The organism is Guptibacillus hwajinpoensis (assembly GCF_005144865.1).
GTDB lineage: Bacteria > Bacillota > Bacilli > Bacillales > Guptibacillaceae > Guptibacillus > Guptibacillus hwajinpoensis_A.
In genome coordinates, this window is record NZ_SWFM01000001.1 from 699101 (window position 1) to 716996 (window position 17896).

Annotated in this window: 19 protein-coding genes; 8 read left to right on the forward strand and 11 right to left on the reverse strand. The window is 38.9% G+C overall.

The window, feature by feature from the left end; all coding sequences use genetic code 11:
- Window positions 1–37: 37 nt before the first annotated feature.
- Genes FBF83_RS03490 through FBF83_RS03500 form a run of 3 tightly spaced genes read right to left on the reverse strand, consistent with a single transcriptional unit; the run spans window position 38 to window position 1906 of the window.
- Complete coding sequence (locus FBF83_RS03490; RefSeq protein WP_240687960.1) at window positions 38–838, reverse strand: NAD kinase; 801 nt, start codon at window positions 836–838, stop codon at window positions 38–40.
- Between the two features lie 19 nt (window positions 839–857).
- Window positions 858–1502 carry a GTP pyrophosphokinase gene (locus FBF83_RS03495; RefSeq protein WP_136945732.1) on the reverse strand — a complete coding sequence of 215 codons (645 nt, stop codon included), beginning with the start codon at window positions 1500–1502 and terminating at the stop codon, window positions 858–860.
- A 23-nt stretch (window positions 1503–1525) separates the two neighbouring features.
- Complete coding sequence (locus FBF83_RS03500) at window positions 1526–1906, reverse strand: hypothetical protein (protein ID WP_136945733.1); 381 nt, start codon at window positions 1904–1906, stop codon at window positions 1526–1528.
- Between the two features lie 141 nt (window positions 1907–2047).
- Here FBF83_RS03500 and FBF83_RS03505 point away from each other — a divergent pair, with 141 nt between their 5' ends.
- The 4 genes from FBF83_RS03505 to FBF83_RS03520 all read left to right on the forward strand — a co-directional run bounded on the left by FBF83_RS03505 (window position 2048) and on the right by FBF83_RS03520 (window position 4391).
- Window positions 2048–2626: a CYTH domain-containing protein gene (locus FBF83_RS03505; RefSeq protein WP_136945734.1), complete on the forward strand. Its 579-nt coding sequence runs from the start codon at window positions 2048–2050 to the stop codon at window positions 2624–2626.
- A gap of 117 nt (window positions 2627–2743) precedes the next feature.
- A complete protein-coding gene (locus FBF83_RS03510) occupies window positions 2744–3142 on the forward strand; it encodes a globin (RefSeq protein WP_136945735.1) in 399 nt (132 codons plus the stop codon).
- A gap of 92 nt (window positions 3143–3234) precedes the next feature.
- Window positions 3235–4059 (forward strand): ClpXP adapter SpxH family protein, encoded by an 825-nt coding sequence (locus FBF83_RS03515; RefSeq protein WP_240688017.1) that lies wholly within the window; start codon window positions 3235–3237, stop codon window positions 4057–4059.
- Between the two features lie 152 nt (window positions 4060–4211).
- Window positions 4212–4391: a hypothetical protein gene (locus FBF83_RS03520; protein WP_136945737.1), complete on the forward strand. Its 180-nt coding sequence runs from the start codon at window positions 4212–4214 to the stop codon at window positions 4389–4391.
- 38 nt (window positions 4392–4429) lie between these two features.
- Here the strand turns inward: FBF83_RS03520 and pepF are convergent, their stop codons facing one another.
- The 3 genes from pepF to mecA form a co-directional block, all read right to left on the reverse strand.
- Window positions 4430–6244 carry an oligoendopeptidase F gene (gene pepF, locus FBF83_RS03525; RefSeq protein WP_136945738.1) on the reverse strand — a complete coding sequence of 605 codons (1815 nt, stop codon included), beginning with the start codon at window positions 6242–6244 and terminating at the stop codon, window positions 4430–4432.
- 95 nt (window positions 6245–6339) lie between these two features.
- Window positions 6340–7518: a competence protein CoiA gene (locus FBF83_RS03530; protein ID WP_136945739.1), complete on the reverse strand. Its 1179-nt coding sequence runs from the start codon at window positions 7516–7518 to the stop codon at window positions 6340–6342.
- A 281-nt stretch (window positions 7519–7799) separates the two neighbouring features.
- Entirely contained in the window at window positions 7800–8483 is a 684-nt protein-coding gene (gene mecA / locus FBF83_RS03535; protein WP_136945740.1) for an adaptor protein MecA, read from the reverse strand.
- A 268-nt stretch (window positions 8484–8751) separates the two neighbouring features.
- On the opposite strand from mecA, the gene FBF83_RS03540 reads away from it, so the two are divergent.
- Window positions 8752–9429, forward strand: a complete 678-nt coding sequence (locus FBF83_RS03540; protein ID WP_136945741.1) for a TerC family protein — start codon at window positions 8752–8754, stop codon at window positions 9427–9429.
- A 51-nt stretch (window positions 9430–9480) separates the two neighbouring features.
- Here the strand turns inward: FBF83_RS03540 and spxA are convergent, their stop codons facing one another.
- The gene (gene spxA / locus FBF83_RS03545; RefSeq protein WP_136945742.1) at window positions 9481–9876 is read right to left on the reverse strand and encodes a transcriptional regulator SpxA; all 396 of its coding nucleotides are present in this window, start codon (window positions 9874–9876) and stop codon (window positions 9481–9483) included.
- A 287-nt stretch (window positions 9877–10163) separates the two neighbouring features.
- Here spxA and FBF83_RS03550 point away from each other — a divergent pair, with 287 nt between their 5' ends.
- On the forward strand, window positions 10164–11366 hold the full coding sequence (locus FBF83_RS03550) for an efflux RND transporter periplasmic adaptor subunit (RefSeq protein WP_136945743.1): 1203 nt from the start codon (window positions 10164–10166) through the stop codon (window positions 11364–11366).
- A 10-nt stretch (window positions 11367–11376) separates the two neighbouring features.
- The gene (locus tag FBF83_RS03555) at window positions 11377–14442 is read left to right on the forward strand and encodes an efflux RND transporter permease subunit (RefSeq protein WP_136945744.1); all 3066 of its coding nucleotides are present in this window, start codon (window positions 11377–11379) and stop codon (window positions 14440–14442) included.
- Window positions 14443–14472: 30 nt separating this feature from the next.
- Here FBF83_RS03555 and FBF83_RS21250 read toward each other — a convergent pair whose 3' ends face one another.
- The 3 genes from FBF83_RS21250 to FBF83_RS03565 form a co-directional block, all read right to left on the reverse strand.
- Window positions 14473–14601, reverse strand: a complete 129-nt coding sequence (locus FBF83_RS21250) for a hypothetical protein (RefSeq protein ID WP_255435862.1) — start codon at window positions 14599–14601, stop codon at window positions 14473–14475.
- A gap of 33 nt (window positions 14602–14634) precedes the next feature.
- Complete coding sequence (locus tag FBF83_RS03560) at window positions 14635–15198, reverse strand: GNAT family N-acetyltransferase (RefSeq protein WP_136945745.1); 564 nt, start codon at window positions 15196–15198, stop codon at window positions 14635–14637.
- Between the two features lie 211 nt (window positions 15199–15409).
- Window positions 15410–16576 (reverse strand): putative glycoside hydrolase, encoded by a 1167-nt coding sequence (locus FBF83_RS03565; RefSeq protein ID WP_136946472.1) that lies wholly within the window; start codon window positions 16574–16576, stop codon window positions 15410–15412.
- A gap of 223 nt (window positions 16577–16799) precedes the next feature.
- On the opposite strand from FBF83_RS03565, the gene FBF83_RS03570 reads away from it, so the two are divergent.
- Window positions 16800–17336 (forward strand): HD domain-containing protein, encoded by a 537-nt coding sequence (locus tag FBF83_RS03570; protein ID WP_136945746.1) that lies wholly within the window; start codon window positions 16800–16802, stop codon window positions 17334–17336.
- Window positions 17337–17338: 2 nt separating this feature from the next.
- On the opposite strand, the gene FBF83_RS03575 is transcribed toward FBF83_RS03570, so the two are convergent.
- Window positions 17339–17728: a hypothetical protein gene (locus FBF83_RS03575; RefSeq protein WP_136945747.1), complete on the reverse strand. Its 390-nt coding sequence runs from the start codon at window positions 17726–17728 to the stop codon at window positions 17339–17341.
- Window positions 17729–17896 lie beyond the last annotated feature (168 nt).

The window sequence follows — 17896 nt, forward strand, 5'->3', positions numbered from 1 at the left end:
ACAGTACAGTTCATCCAGTGAACAGTACTGCTTAAAATTAATATTCATCATCGACAAACGACTCTTTTACTCTCTTCCAGAATGGAAACGGTCGAAAACGAGCGAATCTCACTTTCTCTTCTGCTACTCTGTATTGAATGGATTTTACATCCTTTTGCAACAAGAATAAGTGGTCGATTGTAATTTGAAAGTCCACATCATTCACTGGTCGAAGTAAGCACGTATGATGCTGTGGTAAAACGAGCGGTGATCCGACAGTTCGAAAAACACGGTTATTAATCGATGCCATTTCAGAAAGCTGAATGGATGGAAGAGCTGGATGAATAATTGCTCCCCCAAGCGCTTTGTTGTAAGCAGTACTTCCAGATGGAGTGGAGATACAAAGGCCATCTCCTCTGAACGTTTCAAACAAATCACCTTTAATTTCCACATTCATCACGAGAGAGCCTTCTACACTTTTCACTGTGCATTCATTTAATGCAAGATACCGATTCTCTTTTGCGCTATTCAGATAGCGAACCGTCACTTCTAATAATGGATACTCAACAATTTGAAATGGTGTTCTAGCAATGTGAATAACAAGCTTCTCTACTTCTTCTGGTGTCCAGTCCGCATAGAAACCAAGATGCCCAGTATGTACACCAACAAATGCTGTTTCAGCAAGTCGATCCTGATAATGATGGAATGCGTGAAGAAGGGTACCATCTCCACCTACTGAAATCACAATATCCGGCTCTGCTTCATCATATTCCAGATCGAAATCACGTAGGTAATTTTTAATACGTTGCTGAAGCTGATTGGAAGTTTGATCCCCTTTTGACTTAACTGCAAATTTCAATTTAGGCACCTCGTCTATTTTAGTTTTCAGCTTTCTTTTTTTCATTTTCCTTCTTTTGCATAAAAACCTTCTGAGCTTCCTTAATTTCAACACGAATTTCGGACATCTCATCATCAAGTTTGGAGGCAGCAATCGCCGCTCGCTGAAGTCGCTTTTGAACCTCTTCAGGAATGTTTTTGTTGTACTTGTAGTTAAGAGAATGCTCAATCGTTGCCCAGAAATTCATGGCAAGCGTTCTTATTTGAATTTCAACAAGAAGCATTTGTTCACCCTGAATGGTTTGGACAGGATATTGAACCACTACATGATAGGAACGGTATCCACTTACCTTCTGATTTGTCACATAATCCCGTTCTTCAACAATATCGAAATCTTTTCGTCCACGAAGGTGATGAATAACTTTATTAATGTCTTCAACAAACTGGCACATCACCCGTACGCCTGCAATATCATGCATTTCTTCTTGTAGTCTGTCCATGGCAATCTGTTTCCTTTTTGCCTTATCAAGAATGCTTGGAATTGGTTTTACTCGTCCTGTAACGAATTCGACTGGCGAATGATCATCCGCTTTTTCAAACTGTTCACGAATCCCTTTCAGTTTCACTTTCAACTCATTTACAGCCTGCTTATAGGGTGCTAAAAATTCTTCCCAATTTTTTCTCATCCAACCACCACCGACAATATCTATTATGAGGCTGTTAGAAATGCTTTCTCAACAGCTTGATTCATCTCTTCTCCATAATTGGAGTTATCTTTAATATTCTCAACTAAATAGGATAGTTCCTCTTTCATTTCAATAAGTTCCAGATAATCCCCACCTTCTGAAGTGGCAATTACGTTCAGATCATTGATAAGAATATTGTTGAGCATTGGCCAAACTTCTTCCTGAAAACGGATATACGAATACCCTTCTCCTCCGTCAAGTAAATAAACGAATGATAATGAATCTGAATCCACCAACATATTTCCTGTTGCTGTATATGCAGTCAAATCGACTTCCTCATTCAGACTAAAGGTTAGCGTTTGATCTGTTAATTCCCCTGATATGATGTAGTATTGTTCTGACACAATGACCTCTCCTCTCTCTTTATATCCTCTATGTATCACATACTAGTTTATCACACTGCATGGGGTGATTTCATCGTTGTTGTCCTGGATACGGACATATGCCATAATTCTCTTATGATTACGCGAATGGAGGATTTAGAGATGTCACAAGAAGTTGAAATCGAATTTAAAAACATGCTAACGAAAGACGAATACGTTGCACTATTATCCGCTTATGAACTAAGCAAAGAGGATATCAAAACGCAAACGAATGACTATTTCGATACGAAAGACTTTCTTCTCCGTGAAAAAGGAGCTGCACTCAGAGTCAGAAGTAAAAACAATACGCTCTTTCTCACGCTTAAAGAACCAGCAAGTGAAGGGTTACTCGAAACACACCAATCCATTACACAAGATACCTTCGATTTCATTAAGTCAAAAGGACAACTGCCTGAAGGAGAAGTTCAAGAACAGCTTCACAATCTTGGTGTTCATACTGAACTATTACACCTTGGCAGTTTAACAACACATCGCGCTGAACGAACCATCGAATCAGGACTTCTTGTTCTTGATCGCAGTGAGTACTTAGGTAGAGAAGATTTCGAGCTTGAGTTCGAAGTAACGAAATATGAAGAAGGAAAGCGCGCCTTCCAGACCCTACTAAAGCAACATCATATTAAAGAACGTAACGCTAAAAACAAAATTCTTCGTTTCTTTCTCGCATCACAAGAACAGGGCTAAATCAGCTCTGTTCTTTTTGTTTACCAATCATTTCAAATCGGATTATTTGCTGTTATGTAGGGAGGTTGCTAAAATGAACATGAAATAAGGTTTTACTTTCCAAAGGGGAAAAGTACTATGAAGCAAAACATGTATGATCATCTAGGCGGATCACAGAAGTTAGAACAACTCGTGACTGCTTTTTATAATCGCGTTTCACAACATCCCGAATTGAAAACAATTTTTCCAGATGATTTAACTGAAACGGCAAGAAAACAAACTCAATTCCTAACCCAATTTCTTGGAGGACCTCCTCTATATTCTGAAGAACATGGGCATCCTATGTTAAGAGCGAGACATCTTCCATTCGAAATTACGCCTAGTAGAGCAACTGCTTGGCTTACGTGCATGCAAGAAGCAATGGATGAGGTGGAATTAGAGAAAGATTTAAAAGAACATCTTTTAACAAGATTGACGTTCACTGCCCATCACATGGTCAACACTAGTGATCGGGAAGAGAAAGGAGAATCGAATTGACACCGAATGTAGTTGGTTCCTATTGCGATTCTTACAATCCAAATGGACAAACCGATTCAGCCTGTTCGGCTCCATCTCAAAAGGGCAAGCCTATCGAAATTTATTCATTTATTGATCCGCTCTGTCCTGACTGCTGGGGGCTCGAACCCATTATAAAGAAATTACATCTAGAATATGGCCACACTTTCCGCTTAAGGCACTTAGCTGGTGGTAATATTCAAACCTTTAATTCGTTCAAAAGAAAGAATGAGGGAATTAAGACTCACGCAGACGTTGCCGAGCGTTGGGAACGTACTGCCAGTCGCTCAGGAATGTCCTGTGACGGTGATTTATGGTATGAAGACCCTATGGACACCCCTTATATTGCATCGATCGCTATTAAGGCTGCTGAGCTTCAGGGGAAGCTTCCAGGGTTTCATTATCTTAGAAAAATGCGAGAGCTTCTCTTTATCCAAAAACAAAACATGACAAAAGAAGAAAACCTTATTCAAGCTGCAAGAGAAACGGGTCTTGATGTAGATGAATTCAAAAAGGACCTTCATTCACAAGCTGCTGTCAAAGCATTACAATGTGATTTAAAAATCTCCACTGAGATGGAAGTTCAAGAACTTCCTACACTCGTCTTCTTTAACGAAAATATTGAAGAAGAAGGGCTTAAAATTACGGGAGTTTATGATTATGAAGTGTATGTTCGAATTCTTACCGAAATGCTGAAAACAAAGCCAGAACCTAAACCACTCCCTTCACTCGAGGAGTTCATGAATCTCTATCACTTCGTTGCAACGAAAGAAGTTGCTGTTGTATATGATTTATCTTGTGAGGAAGCTGATGCAGAGATGAAAAAGCTTGCCCTCAAACAGAAGGTAGAAAAAGTACCTGTTAAACACGGATGTTTCTGGCGCACGATTAATGGATAAATACGAAAAGTACGTTTGTTTAACGTAATATATGACAGAAAGGGGAACGGAATTTCTTATTCCGTTCCCCTTTCTGTATGTACCGATAGTCATTCCTCTAACGGTCTACTCGCCAAAAAATAGTCATACGTTTAAGATGAGGAGGTAAAAATATGCCACGCTTCTTATTATTGTTAGGTGTTGCCTTTGTTGCTGTTAGTTTCATTCTCTTCATAATGAGTCTTCTTAAATTTATCCCTACAATCGTTGGGGCGGCTCTATTGTTTATTTCCATTCTGTTTACTGTTAGTCTATTTAACACAAGAAATCAATTTCGTGGGTTTGATCAATAGGAAAGCCTTCTCCATTACTGGAGAAGGCTTTTGTTTCTTTATTCAAATAGAAGACTTTCCATCTCATCAAGAATGGACTCAAACACATCAAGCGCATCGCTAACTGGCTTGGATGATGTCATATCCACTCCGGCTTTCTTCAACACTTCAATTGGATAATCTGAGCTTCCAGCTTTCAAGAAGTCAATATAGCGTTTCACTGCTTCGTCTCCCTCATCAAGAATCTGATTGGATAGAGAGGCAGCTGCACTAAACCCAGTTGCATATTGGAAAACATAGTAGTTGTAATAGAAATGAGGGATCCGTGCCCACTCAATGCCAATCTCCTCATCAATCACAAGATCTTCTCCGAAATACTTTTTATTCAAATCATAATAAATAGATGATAGAAGATCTGGAGTTAAAGGTTCTCCATTTTGTGCTTTTTTATGAATAGCATGCTCAAACTCTGCAAACATCGTCTGTCTAAATACCGTACCACGGAATCCTTCAAGATAATGATTTAACAAATATAGCTTTTCTTTTTTATCACTTGTATTCTCAAGTAAATAGTGGTTAAGAAGTGACTCATTCGTCGTAGATGCCACTTCAGCTACAAAGATTGAGTAATTGGCATAAGGATACGGCTGGTTCTCTCTTGTATAATAGCTGTGCACAGAATGGCCGAACTCGTGTGCTAGTGTAAATAAATTGTTCACGTTATCCTGCCAGTTCATTAGAATATAAGGGCGTGTGCCAAATGTACCAGAGGAATAGGCGCCGCTTCGCTTTCCTACATTCTCATGAATATCTACCCAACGATTCGAGAAACCTTCTTCAAGAATTTCTTGATACTCTTTACCAAGAGGCGTTAATCCCTTAAGAATATAGTTCTTCGCTTCCTCATAGGAAACTTCCATTTTCACTTCAGGTACAAGTGGGGTATACAAGTCATACATATGGATCTCATCTAGCCCAAGTGCTTTTTTACGCAAGTTAACATAGCGATGAAGCAAATCTAAACGGCTATTAACGGTTTCAACAAGATTGTCGTAAACATCCTCAGGAATATTGTTGTTATCAAGCGCTGCCTGTCTTGCAGAATCATAATGCCTCACATCGGCATTATAGTTATCGCGTTTCACTGTTCCACTCAATGTGCTCGCAAACGTATTCTTAAATTTGTCGTATGTTCCATAAACAGCTTTAAATGCATCTTTACGAACTCGTCGGTCACTGCTTTCAAGAAAACGGATATATCGCCCGTGGGTCACTTCAACTTCTTCTCCATTTTCATCCTTAATCGTTGGGAACTTCATATCAGCATTGTTAAGCATACCAAACGTGTTGCTAGAACTATTTGTTACATCACTCACACCTGCAAGAATTGCCTCTTCTTCCTTTGAAAGAACATGAGGACGTTGGCGGTTAATTTCATCGAGAGAATGAGCATAAAGTGCTAATTCTTTCTTTTCCTTCAAATATTCCTGTATGTTTTCTTCAGGTACACTTAGAATTTCAGGTACAACAAAAGCAAGTGCACTACTCACCTGTGTTGCTAAATTTGCTGCCCGATCATTCAAACCCTGATAGTGGGAATTTGTTGTATCTTGATCGTAGCGCATGTGCGCATATGTATAAAGTTTTCCTAGCTTAATTGTGATTTCATCCTGCTTTTGTAGTGCATTGTATAAAGTGTCTGCTGATTCTCCAACTTTTCCTTTATATTGCTCCATTTCAGGTAATAGTGCTTTTATTTCTTTAAACTCTTCGTCCCACTTGTCATCACTTTCATAAATGGCCTCTAAATCCCAAGTATCTTCTACTGGAATATCCTCACGTTTAGGCAAAGCGTTTACTTTTTTCTCTTCCATCGGTAAGACACCTCCATCAAATAGTAACGTCACATTAGTTATCGTACCATATTCTACATATTATTCTTACAATTTCGCTCGACAATCCTTGCAATTCATTGGAGTCTTTTTAAGATAGCTGAATCCAAATGATGACTGCGTTCAATTTCTCTAATAATTTGCGGCTGATAAAGCTTTTCATATCGTTCATTATCCCATTCTTTTAATACTTTTAATCGGATTAATTGGTTAAGGTAGCCTTTGAGTGCTAATGCCACATTTGATGATTCTTCTCCCAATGATTTTCTTACTTTTATTAGGTTAATTGATATAATTTGTTGAAAAGAGCGGAAGACATTATCGAAGGTGAATTGATTTCCCTGAGGGATCGTTGGCAAGAAACAAACAAGAATCCAGGTTTGCCATAGGTAAGGTGGAGTCTCAAGAATGTAGTTGTATGGTGAAGGGATACCTGCTTCACTGGGAAACATGCGGATTGTGTGGCCTTTAGAATAAAATAACTTCCGAAGATAGAAATAAGCGAATGATTTTTCACCGTGAGGATTTTGACGCCAAATTTGTTTTTGTTTCAGCCAAATAGTGGTGTGGTCGATCGCAGTTACTGGTGTAGGACGAAAGTGCAGTAGTTGTGCGAGTGAAAGGTTGGATGTTGAATAATAGGAAGTGGAGCAAACGGTTTTCGTAGGGGTTAAGGTATAGAAGATTGTTACGAAGCAAAATCTCTTTTGGTCGGGACAATAATAGATGAGTACTGGAGAGTGCTTAGTATAGTGAATAGCGGTCCATTCCATCGCACTAATTGAATGGATGTAACGGTAAGTGCTTTTAAATCGCCTGGCACCGAAAATCCAACGAACATCGTATCCTAATGACCCATAATCAGTTGTTCTTTGTCTAAGAAGCCGATCATCAATGGATGAACATTGGTATTCAATTGCTATTCGTCGTGAAGGTATTAGAAGATCGGGGCGCTGTTTCGAAGAATTCAAGTAGTATTCTAATTTCACTTCAGGGTCGTCTTTCTTTAACCATTCATAAAGCTGTCTTTTTCCAGATAGATGATAATTTGATTCTGGCTCCCAATGACTAAGACATATACCACTTACGTAATGGGCAAAATGCCATACTCTTTTTTCACCAAGTTTCATGATTACTCTTTCTTTACAAACTGGGCAAAAATAATCCAGACTTCTCAACTTACGAAGATCCTTTAGAACATGAGTAGAATCTGCGAGATTAAAAAGTGTTCCATCTTTCAATAATGCAGTAAGCATCACAACACCTCTCTTTCAATTGTCCCTAAATGACATTCTCCATCTTATTCTTAAATCCTTTTTTAAGAACCCTCTTTTCTAAAAGAGTGTTGCCTTTCGTAGTTGATTGAAGCAGTAGGTGCTCGACTCCAACGGGATTTGCGGGACAGGTGAGATCCCACAGGTGCGCCTTAGCACGTCGAAGAGGCTCCCCGCCCACCTCGCGGGTAGGAGCGGATACCACCCCTATTCTTATAGCAATCAAATAAAAAAAGCCGATTTCAAATGAAATCGGCTCAGGCTTATAAGAGTGGAAAGTGCCCGCGGAGTTGTTCGAGAGCTTGTTCAGAGAGAATCTCCTTACCGTATTCTTGTATGCGGTGAAGTGTCAGGTCTGTTTCATACCCAAATTCCAACAGCTGACTCAATCGGTTGTCCTGCTCTTCTTCTATTAATGTTTCATCAAAGACAACGTGGAGATAATAACGGTCCTCAAAATGGTACAAGCCATTCTCAACACCAGTCGAATCAAATCCGTGTGATAATGAAATCACATCTTCAAAGTCCCTAAATCCAATCATAAAGGAAAGCTCTTCTCCCTCAAGCGGTTCAGGCTCGTCTTCAGGATCATAGCTATTTTGAAGTGCAAACTTTTCATCAAGAATCTTATCCATATTCTCATCAAGAGGAAGGTCTAGCTGCTTTTCTTCTGAGATTGGCAGTTCTAGTTTAGATCCATCGTTTGACATTTGAGCACGAGTCACAATAATTTCAAGTCCCTTTTCAAGGGCTTGAACTTGTATCCAGAGAGGACCTTCAAGTGAAAATTGTTCTCTTTGATGTGCTTCATCCATCATCTCCCAGAATAATTCTTCGCCTCTTTCTCTGTCGTACCAAATCTCTTCACGATCGAATCCTCTATTTTCAATATCTCTATACGTAATGAAGAATTTTAAAGTATTCGCGTTGACGCGTTCGATTTCCATGTGTACTCTCTCCCTCCTGTTTGTGTAACCGGAAGGCTATTCCCTCTGGGATACTCCTAATTTTTCTCTTTCCCTTAAGCGACTGTCGTTAATCGCTTTTCTCTTGTAATACCATTCTATGATAAACCTTCTGAGAATGGAAATAAAAAATCGTTTGATTTTTTCACTCATATTAAACCATATACACGATATATTTATTTATGTGTATAGCTTGCCCCAAAGTGCTCCTGTCATGAGATTAAAAATTCGCTAACCGGGAGTGGATTCCTTGTTTAATGTAGAAACCTTCACATCGATCCTTTTCATTATCGGCATTGACATTGTGCTTGGTGGAGACAATGCAGTTGTCATTGCCCTCGCTTGCCGGAACCTCCCCGAATCACATCGCGGTAAAGCGATTATGATTGGAACAGCCCTCGCTGTTGGACTTAGAATAGCACTAACAATTGTAGCTGTCTATTTATTAATGCTTCCTTTCTTATTGATTGTAGGTAGTCTATTCCTGTTGTACATTTCATTTAAACTTGTAATCGATAGTGAAAGCAGCGAAACCATCCATTCGAAATTTTCTTTCTGGGGAGCTATTCGAACAATCGTTATTGCAGACCTCATAATGGGGCTTGATAATGTACTCGCTATTGCCGGAGCTTCAGAAGGAAGACTACCACTTGTAGTCTTTGGATTATTGATCTCTATCCCTATTATCGTATGGGGTAGTAGAATGATCATGCATGCTCTGGATCATTTTCCTGTTTTAATTTACATCGGTGCAGGTATTCTCGCATTAACGTCTGGCAGAATGTTAACTAGCGCTGCTGAATTAAAACCATTTTTCTATATTTACCCTTCAATGGAATGGCTCATTCAGTTCACATTCTTAATAATCGTCATTGTTGGGGGCTTTCTTGTTAGGAAGTTGAAAGGCAATATCATTTATATCCAATAATATCAGTATGAAACAAAAAACTTCTACAGGAACTCCTGTAGAAGTTTTTAATTAATTAACGAGACGCTGAGCCTCTTGAAGTTGAAATGTACGAACTTTACGTGGTAGGAAACGACGAATTTCATCTTCATTGTACCCAACCTGTAGTCGTTTTTCATCCAAAATGATCGGACGACGAAGCAATCCAGGGTGCTCACTAATAAGCTCAAACAATTCTTGAAGAGATACTGAATCTAGATTTAAGTTCAATTCCTGGAATGTTTTCGAGCGAGTTGATATAATTTCATCTGTTCCATCCTCAGTCATTCGAAGAATTTCTTTAACTTCTTCAATTGTAAGAGGTTCTGAAAATATATTGCGCTCTGTAAATGGAATGTCGTGCTCCTGCAACCATGCTTTCGCTTTACGGCAAGATGTGCAACTTGGAGATGTATAGAGTGTTACCATAAGGAATTGCTCCTTTCTATAAATAAACGTCATTCTTACATTAGAAAAATTATCTTTACACAATTTGTATTATACTACAATTCCTATAAAATAAATAGGGGATGACAAAATTTACATAAAAGCTATACAATGGTTATACAAATCTTATTCGTATGTCTACCTCTTATATACCCCTTGCTTCTCCATCCAAACCTATATTGTTTAAAAATGTTTGATTTTAAGTGCTTTTTAAGATTGCTCCACATGATACGATTCGTAAGAGAGACACTAAATCTGAGGTGAAAGAAATGAGACAAACCATCTTGCTTGCAGGCATGCTCGTCTTTGCAAGCGCTTGTACGACACAAGAAATTACTAATGAAGAAACTGCTAACGAAGCCATACCCGTTGAAACGACTACGGTTAAACAACTTAATTTATCTGATGAACTCGAATTAACAGGACAAGCTACACCAGGTGTAACGATCCCACTTGTCACGCCTTCTCCACTAGAAGTTAGGGAGATTAATGTAAAAGTTGGTAGTACCGTCGAAAAAGGCGATCTGCTTATTTCACTTGATGATACAGCAGCAAGGGAAAATGTAGCCCAACTTACGAATGCTGTGAACGAACTCCAAAATGCTGTTAATCAGGCAAAGGAACTTTCACAGCAAGCTGAAAAAAGCGCGAAGGAATTGAAAAATCTCCAAACAGACCTGAACGCTTCCCTTGATCGATCAAAGAAGCTTCTTAACGAACTTGACTCAGAAGAGGTTACCGTTGCAGATGTTCTGAAAGAGAGTCTGGAGGTAACAATTAAGCAAGCTCAATTGTCACAAGCCGCTGCTCAAGTACCCTCGATGTCTGCAGGAAACGTTACTCAGTTAGAAACACAGCTGTCAGAGACAAAAGCTAGTTTGAACCAAGCACGAGATGTTTTAAATGCTACTACAATCGAATCCCCAATCAACGGAATTGTATCGCAAATAAATACAGAGGAAAACGCAACTGCAGTTCCAAGTACACCAATTGCTGTTGTCGTTAATCTCACACCTATACATGCTGCCTTTCAAGTCAATAGCTTTCAGATCTCACAATTAGAAAAAGAACAAGAAGTTAAGGTTGCGTTTGATGGCGTTGATGGATCATTTGACGGAAAGTTAAATGCTATTCCTCCTACAGCAAACGAGCAAACAGGATCGTTTTTAATTGAGATTCCGATTGAGAACAAGGATGGAAAAATTAAGGGCGGGATGAAAGCTACCGCTACCATAAAGACAAATGAAATAGATAACGCTATTGTCATTCCAAAAGAATCTGTTATCTATGGTGATAAAGAGACGTATGTCTACGTTCCACAGGGTAAAAAAGTTAAGAAAGTGGAAGTTGAGCTTGGAGCTGAATCAGAAGATAACATCCAGATCACAAGTGGTCTTTCTAAAGGTGATAAAGTAATCACACAAGGAAAAGATCGCTTAAATGATACATCCGAAATCCAGGTAAAGAAGTGAGTTGAATTGAATGAATATAGCTAAGCTTTCCGTTTTTCGCCCAATTGCAATGGGGATGGTTATTATCTTCATTCTCATTATCGGAACGGTATCTCTTCGAAATATGCCCGTTGATTTATTTCCTGACCTAACGTTCCCCGTAGCGGCTGTTACCGTTACATATGACGGCGCTGGTCCTGAAGAAGTCGAGAACCTGCTCGCCTCTCCGCTCGAAAATGTGATGGGCACACTCCCTAATGTAGAGAGCATTTCTTCTGTTTCTCGAAATGGCGGTGCGTTAATTCTTGTTTCGTTTGAATGGGGAACAGACATGGATTTTGCCACCTTAAATATGAGGGAACAAATCGATGCGGTTAGAGATTCTTTACCTTCTGAAGTTCCTATTCCAAAGGTCTTAAGGTTTAATCCAAGTGACATCCCCATCATGCAACTTGGTGTAGCGGGGTCAGAAGAAGATTTAACAGAAGTGAAGAAAATTATTGAGGATCAAATTAAACCTTCCCTTGACTCCGTTCCTGGTGTCGCTGCAGTTACAATTGAAGGGCAACTGGAGAAAGAAATTAGACTAACAGCAGACCCAGATAAACTCAGTCAATATGGAGTTACGTTAACGAATTTGCAACAGTTAATAGGTTCTGAGAACCTTAATATCCCGAGTGGATCAATTGAAACCGAGAACAAAAACCTCCCGCTCCGTGTGACAGGAGAATTTGAATCGGTTGAAGATTTGAAAAATCTTTCAGTGCCTACTGAGAGTGGTACGGTAAAACTGAATCAACTTGTTGATATAAATGAAACAATGAAACCTGCCATTCAGGAAAGCTATTTGAATGGTGAACCAGCCATCGGATTTTCCATTCAAAAACAATCTGGTTCAAATACAGTTAAAGTTGTAAAAGACATTAACGAAAAGCTTGAAGAGATCCAGCCTTCTCTTCCTAACGATATGGAAATTAAAACGGTTTTTGATCAAGCGAAATTCATTAACCAATCAATCAGAGCTGTTGTTTGGAATATCATTATTGGAAGCATACTTGCTGCTGCTGTTCTTTATCTCTTCTTAAGAAACATAAGAAGCACCCTAATTATTGGCCTATCCATTCCGATCTCCATCGTAGGCGCGTTTATCTTGATGTATTTCTCTGGACAAACGATTAACCTACTCACTCTCGGAGGATTGGCATTAGGCGTTGGGATGATGGTCGACAATTCCATCGTTATTCTCGAGAATATATATAGATTAAGACAAGAAGGAAAATCACTTAAAGATGCAGCTGTTGAAGGTACGAAAGAAGTAGGAAGTGCCATCATTGCCTCCACACTAACAACCGTTGTTGTTTTCTTACCGATTGTATTTGTAACAGGTCTTGCAGCACAGCTTTTCAAACCATTAGCACTAGCTGTTACATATTCCTTACTAGCTTCGCTTTTTACAGCCTTAATTATCGTTCCACTCTTATCATCTCTTCTGATGAATCGGAACGAATCAAAATCGATCTTCCAAGTTCGGTTTGACCGAATTAATAACTGGTACAGACGTGTTCTAGAAAAATCGTTAAAACATCCTAAGAAAACTGTCGGGTTTACTGTTTTGTTACTCGCCTTATCTGCTGCAGGCACTCCCTTTATTGGAACAGAGTTTCTTCCTGCTCAGGACCAGAGTTTTGTTAATATCTCAGCAAACCTGCCAGCAGGAAGCTCACTTGACGCTACTGAAAATGTAACAGAGGAAATTAACAAAATACTTGATAACGTAACAGAAGTTGAACTTTCTTATCTCACTGCTGGTGGAACAGATAACTTTAGTGTAGGAGCTGGTAGTCAGACAAACCGGGCAACCTATAGTGTTCTACTCGTGCCAATTGATGAACGAGAGAAATCCGATCTTGAAGTAGCTGAAGCAATTCGGAATAAAGTTAAAAACATTCCTAACGCTGATATTTCAGTATCTGCAAGCGACTCCGGCTTTAGTGCCGATCCGATTGCAATTAATATTATTGGACCTGACCTTGATGTGTTGAAAGAAATGTCGGATGACGTGATGGAGAGCATATCTGAGGTTAAAGGGGTTCGTGAACCAGTTTCTAGTATTGAATCGAATAATCCAGAGGTTCAAATCCTAATTGACCGTGAAAAAGCTTCGAGTTATGGAATTGGAAGTTCACAAATCTCGACCGCCATTTCAAATGCGACGAGAGGTCTAGTTGCTAGTAACCTTGCACGTGATGGGAATCAGCTTGATATTCGTTTAACGGTGGATGATAAGTACACGGATTCCCTCGATTCACTCGAAAATCTCCTTGTAGAAACACAGACTGGACAGAAGATTCCTCTTTCTGCAGTTGCTGAAATTAAGCGGGGATTAGGACCATCTGAAATTACTCGGACAGATCGTTTAAGACAAGTGGAAGTAACAGCAAGCCTTCTAAATCGAGATTTGGGCACTGTTACAGATGAAATTAGAGCCAAGCTTGTAAAGGACGTTCCTTTACCTAGTAATGCATACAAAATTACATTTGGCGGTCAGGATGAACAAATGAACGATGCTTTCTTTAAACTTTCAGGTGCCCTCGCACTTGCGATCGTTCTTGTGTACATGGTGATGGCAGGCCAATTTGAATCGTTTCTTTATCCGTTCATTATCATGTTCTCTGTCCCATTAACGGCTATTGGAATTATCTTTGGTTTACTGATCTCCTTCCAACCCCTAGGTGTTGGATCCTTAATTGGGATGCTCATATTAACAGGGATTGTTGTAAACAATGCCATTGTTCTCGTTGATTACATTAATAAGCTCCGAGAAACAGGAATGGATACTCGATCAGCCATTTTAGAAGCTGGCCCTGTCAGACTAAGACCTATTTTAATGACCGCATTAACGACTATTCTCGGGTTAGTACCACTCTCACTTGGATTCGGAGAAGGAACAGAAATTCAACAACCAATGGCGATTGTGATTGTATTTGGACTAAGTGTGGCAACATTTATAACGCTTGTGTTTATCCCAGTCGTTTATTATTTAATTGATTTACGTCGTCAGAAACGACAAGATAAGAAAAGAGACATAGAAGCATAAAAAAAGAAAGCCATCGGGCTTTCTTTTTTTTCATGCTGATGTTTTCGTATTCGAGGCGGGCTCTTTTGAAGACTGCGGTTTCCAGGTTTTCCAGCGTTTCTTAAACAAATCCTTTAACCATTCACGCTTCTTTTTCTTTTGCTTATCACGGTTTTTCATAAGAAGCTTCCCTCCTGTTAGAAAACAGAAATCTTAATCTTCTACTAATTCGTGAGTTTCTTTAAGACTGAGCACTTCTTCTACAGGCTGATAAGATTCACCATACAGCTGCTTGTCCTTGTATGCATGAATCTCTTGATACGTATGCTTCATAGCCTCGTAGACCTCTTTTTCACCAGCTTCGCTAGGTGACCAATATAGAATCTCCATTTCATTGATTTCATTCGTTGCAAGAGACCGTCTGCGATAACCAATTGACTTCGCATGCTTAAAACCTTCTCTTAAATAAAAGCGCTGTCTTTTTTCAGTATCAGTTTCGTCATAATCAACAGGTTCTACTTCAAGGATGATTGGCTTATTCTTTTCTTTCAATTTCTCAATCAATTTCTTTCCTAGCCCTTGTCCTCTGGCATCACTGGAAACGAAAATATAATCCACAAATATGAAATCAGGCAAATCGGCGTACATCAAAACATGATTGGGACCTTCGTCCTTATTGTAAATATGACCCTTCTCACTCAATAGCAAGTCCATATGCTCTTTAGATTTCATTTCTTGAATGGGGAAATATTGATTCAGCTTCTCATACCAGTTCATTGATCTACTCCTTTTAAATGTATTCATCATCATTATTATAACACATTTATCCAGTAAAAAAGTGCTATCCTACAGCGTTCTTTGTTAATTTCCCCTCTTTTCACCTAAGTAAACATTCAACAAATTGTATAAAATACTAAAATAGATGGTGAACAATAGTTATAATAGGCCAGAAAAAACCGCCTCATATAGAGACGGCCTACTCGAACTATTAAGGAGTATAATCAACATTTCTTGTGTAATTGTTACTTGCATCCCACAACAAGAATTCATTAATTCCATTTTCATTCAATGCTTTAATTTGTGCCTCAACTTCAGCTTTACCGTAGTTTAAATAGTTCCCACTACCAAGGTAACTTGCTGTAAAATCTTGAATCCAAGGTCTACTTGTTGGAGCATTTTCAAGGTCACCTAATACTTTATTCTCAACTTTAGCATATTCGTTCACCAATTTATAAGGCTCTAAGTCAGGTTTTGAAATACCAAAATATGATCCCCAGTGACTAGGGTAGATCATAGATGAGATCACATCGACATTACTCGAAATTTTGGAGAAGTTTTGGCCAATTCCTGGTGCTTCTGGAATGGTTGCTGAATAACCAAAAATATCGACAGATACGTCAACATCATATTGCTCAAGCTTTGAATTTGCATATGCAACAAAGTCTGTAACGGCTTGTACACGTTTCTGAACGTTATCCATATCCATATCTTTGTACTTGCCCATCGTATATTCTAGCTTGTCATCACGTGTTTCGAATCCTTCAGGGAATCGCACATAATCAAATTGGATTTCTTTAAAGCCCATTTTTGCAGCTTCAATTGCAATTTGAACGTTATAATCCCATACTTCTTCTTTAAATGGATTAACAAATGCTTCTCCGCGTCCATTCTTCCATACCGCCCCGCCTTCTTTATAAGAAAGCTCAGGTCTTGATTCAGCAAGTACTGTGTCCTTAAACACTACTACTCTAGCAATTGGGTAAATTTCATGCTTCTCAAGCTCTTCTAAGACCTTACGAGGGTCTTTCATATAGGGTTTACCAATCTCATATTCTGCTAAAGGGGAATCTTTTTTGGGTTCGTATGTAAGATTACCAAAATCATCTTTAAAATCAATGACCATTGCATTCAGCTCAGTTGAATCAAGGAAATCTGTAAGCTTGCTAAATCTACTACCACCAGCTGAGTTTCCCGTTACATAAATTCCTCTTACAGCATCTGGGTATTCAAAATCGAGTCCTGAATCATAAACGAACCTCGGTAGACGGTCAGGAAGTGTTAGTTCTTTACTCGCAGTTTCTACACCCTTAAGATTTGCTGCTGATAATGCCTCACCTTCTGCTAATGCAGGTTGTCCGAACACAGAAAATAGCATTACCGTAGCGATTACACTCTTTAATCCTACATTAAACTTACGCACAATTTCTCTCTCCTTTATTAGTTTGCCTCCTCTATTATAAGATGAATAGCCATTCTTTGAAAGAACTTCCAGTAAAATTGAATAAGTCTTTTTCGTGAACTTATTGAATTGATTTATTTGCGGTATCATGGTATGATTTTTAGAAAACAATTTTCGGATAGTAAGGAGGACGTAAACCATGAGACATGTAACATTAACAGACATCTACCAACTACCATTCGCACGTAAATATTTAAAACGGGCTGGACTGGCTCATGCGATTACAGTCGCAAGGAACGCCTACTACTTTGCAAATGAAAACTCAGTAAATCCTGATCTTGCAACAAAAGCCGCATTACTTCACGATATTGGCCATTACACCTGGTATCGGAATGGAAAATGGGATTACAATTTATATAAACAAAATGATATTCATGCAATAAAAGGGGCTGAGCGAGCTCACAAAATGCTCATTCGACTAGGCGAAGATCCAGTCTCTGCTAAAGAAATTGCCGTTGCCATTCTATTTCATACTGATTCTTATTTCTTGGGTACAGTTAATCGTAATGCCCTTCAAGAAGTCGTAGCAATGGCGGATGAAGCTGATGAAGAGCCAGGTGGCAATCACCACTATAAGGTTATTTCAGAGCAAGAAGCGGTATCTGCTCTATCTGACTTGGATCAGTTAGTTGAACATAGCTTATCTGCACAGGAAGAGTGGCAGAAGAGTGTATGATTTTAGACTCTGTCTTTTAGGAAAGGGATCTCAATAAGTATATCCTTTCCATCCCTTTCCCTTATCTTCCCACCCCATTTCTTCATCACTTCTTCATGCATGTTTACAGGCATCTTCATCAGCAAAAGTGGTTTGGATTGATTCTTTGCAAGCTTCACTATAAAATCATACAGCCCTCTTTTTTTATCCTCAGACCCCTTGAAAAAGAAATCAATTAACATAACATGATCCCCTTTCACTTCCATCCACATATAGCCGATCGTTTCCTCTTTCTCTTCAAATAAATAAACAATTGAATTAGCAGAAAGAAGAACATCATCTGAGTACTTTTCCAATCGTAAGGAGTGAAATACTTCTTTATCGAATTCAGGATTATACACGTAAAAAATCATCGTATTCCCCCTTTTTATCAATCTAGTTAAGGAGCCAAATATGACTAAATTAAGAATCGGTATATTTCTAGTAACAATTGTCCTCAGCGTACTCGTTTTAATAGACTATTCGCTGCCAATAGACTTATCCCTTTATGTGAAAGTCACCCTCTTTTTTGCAATCTTACT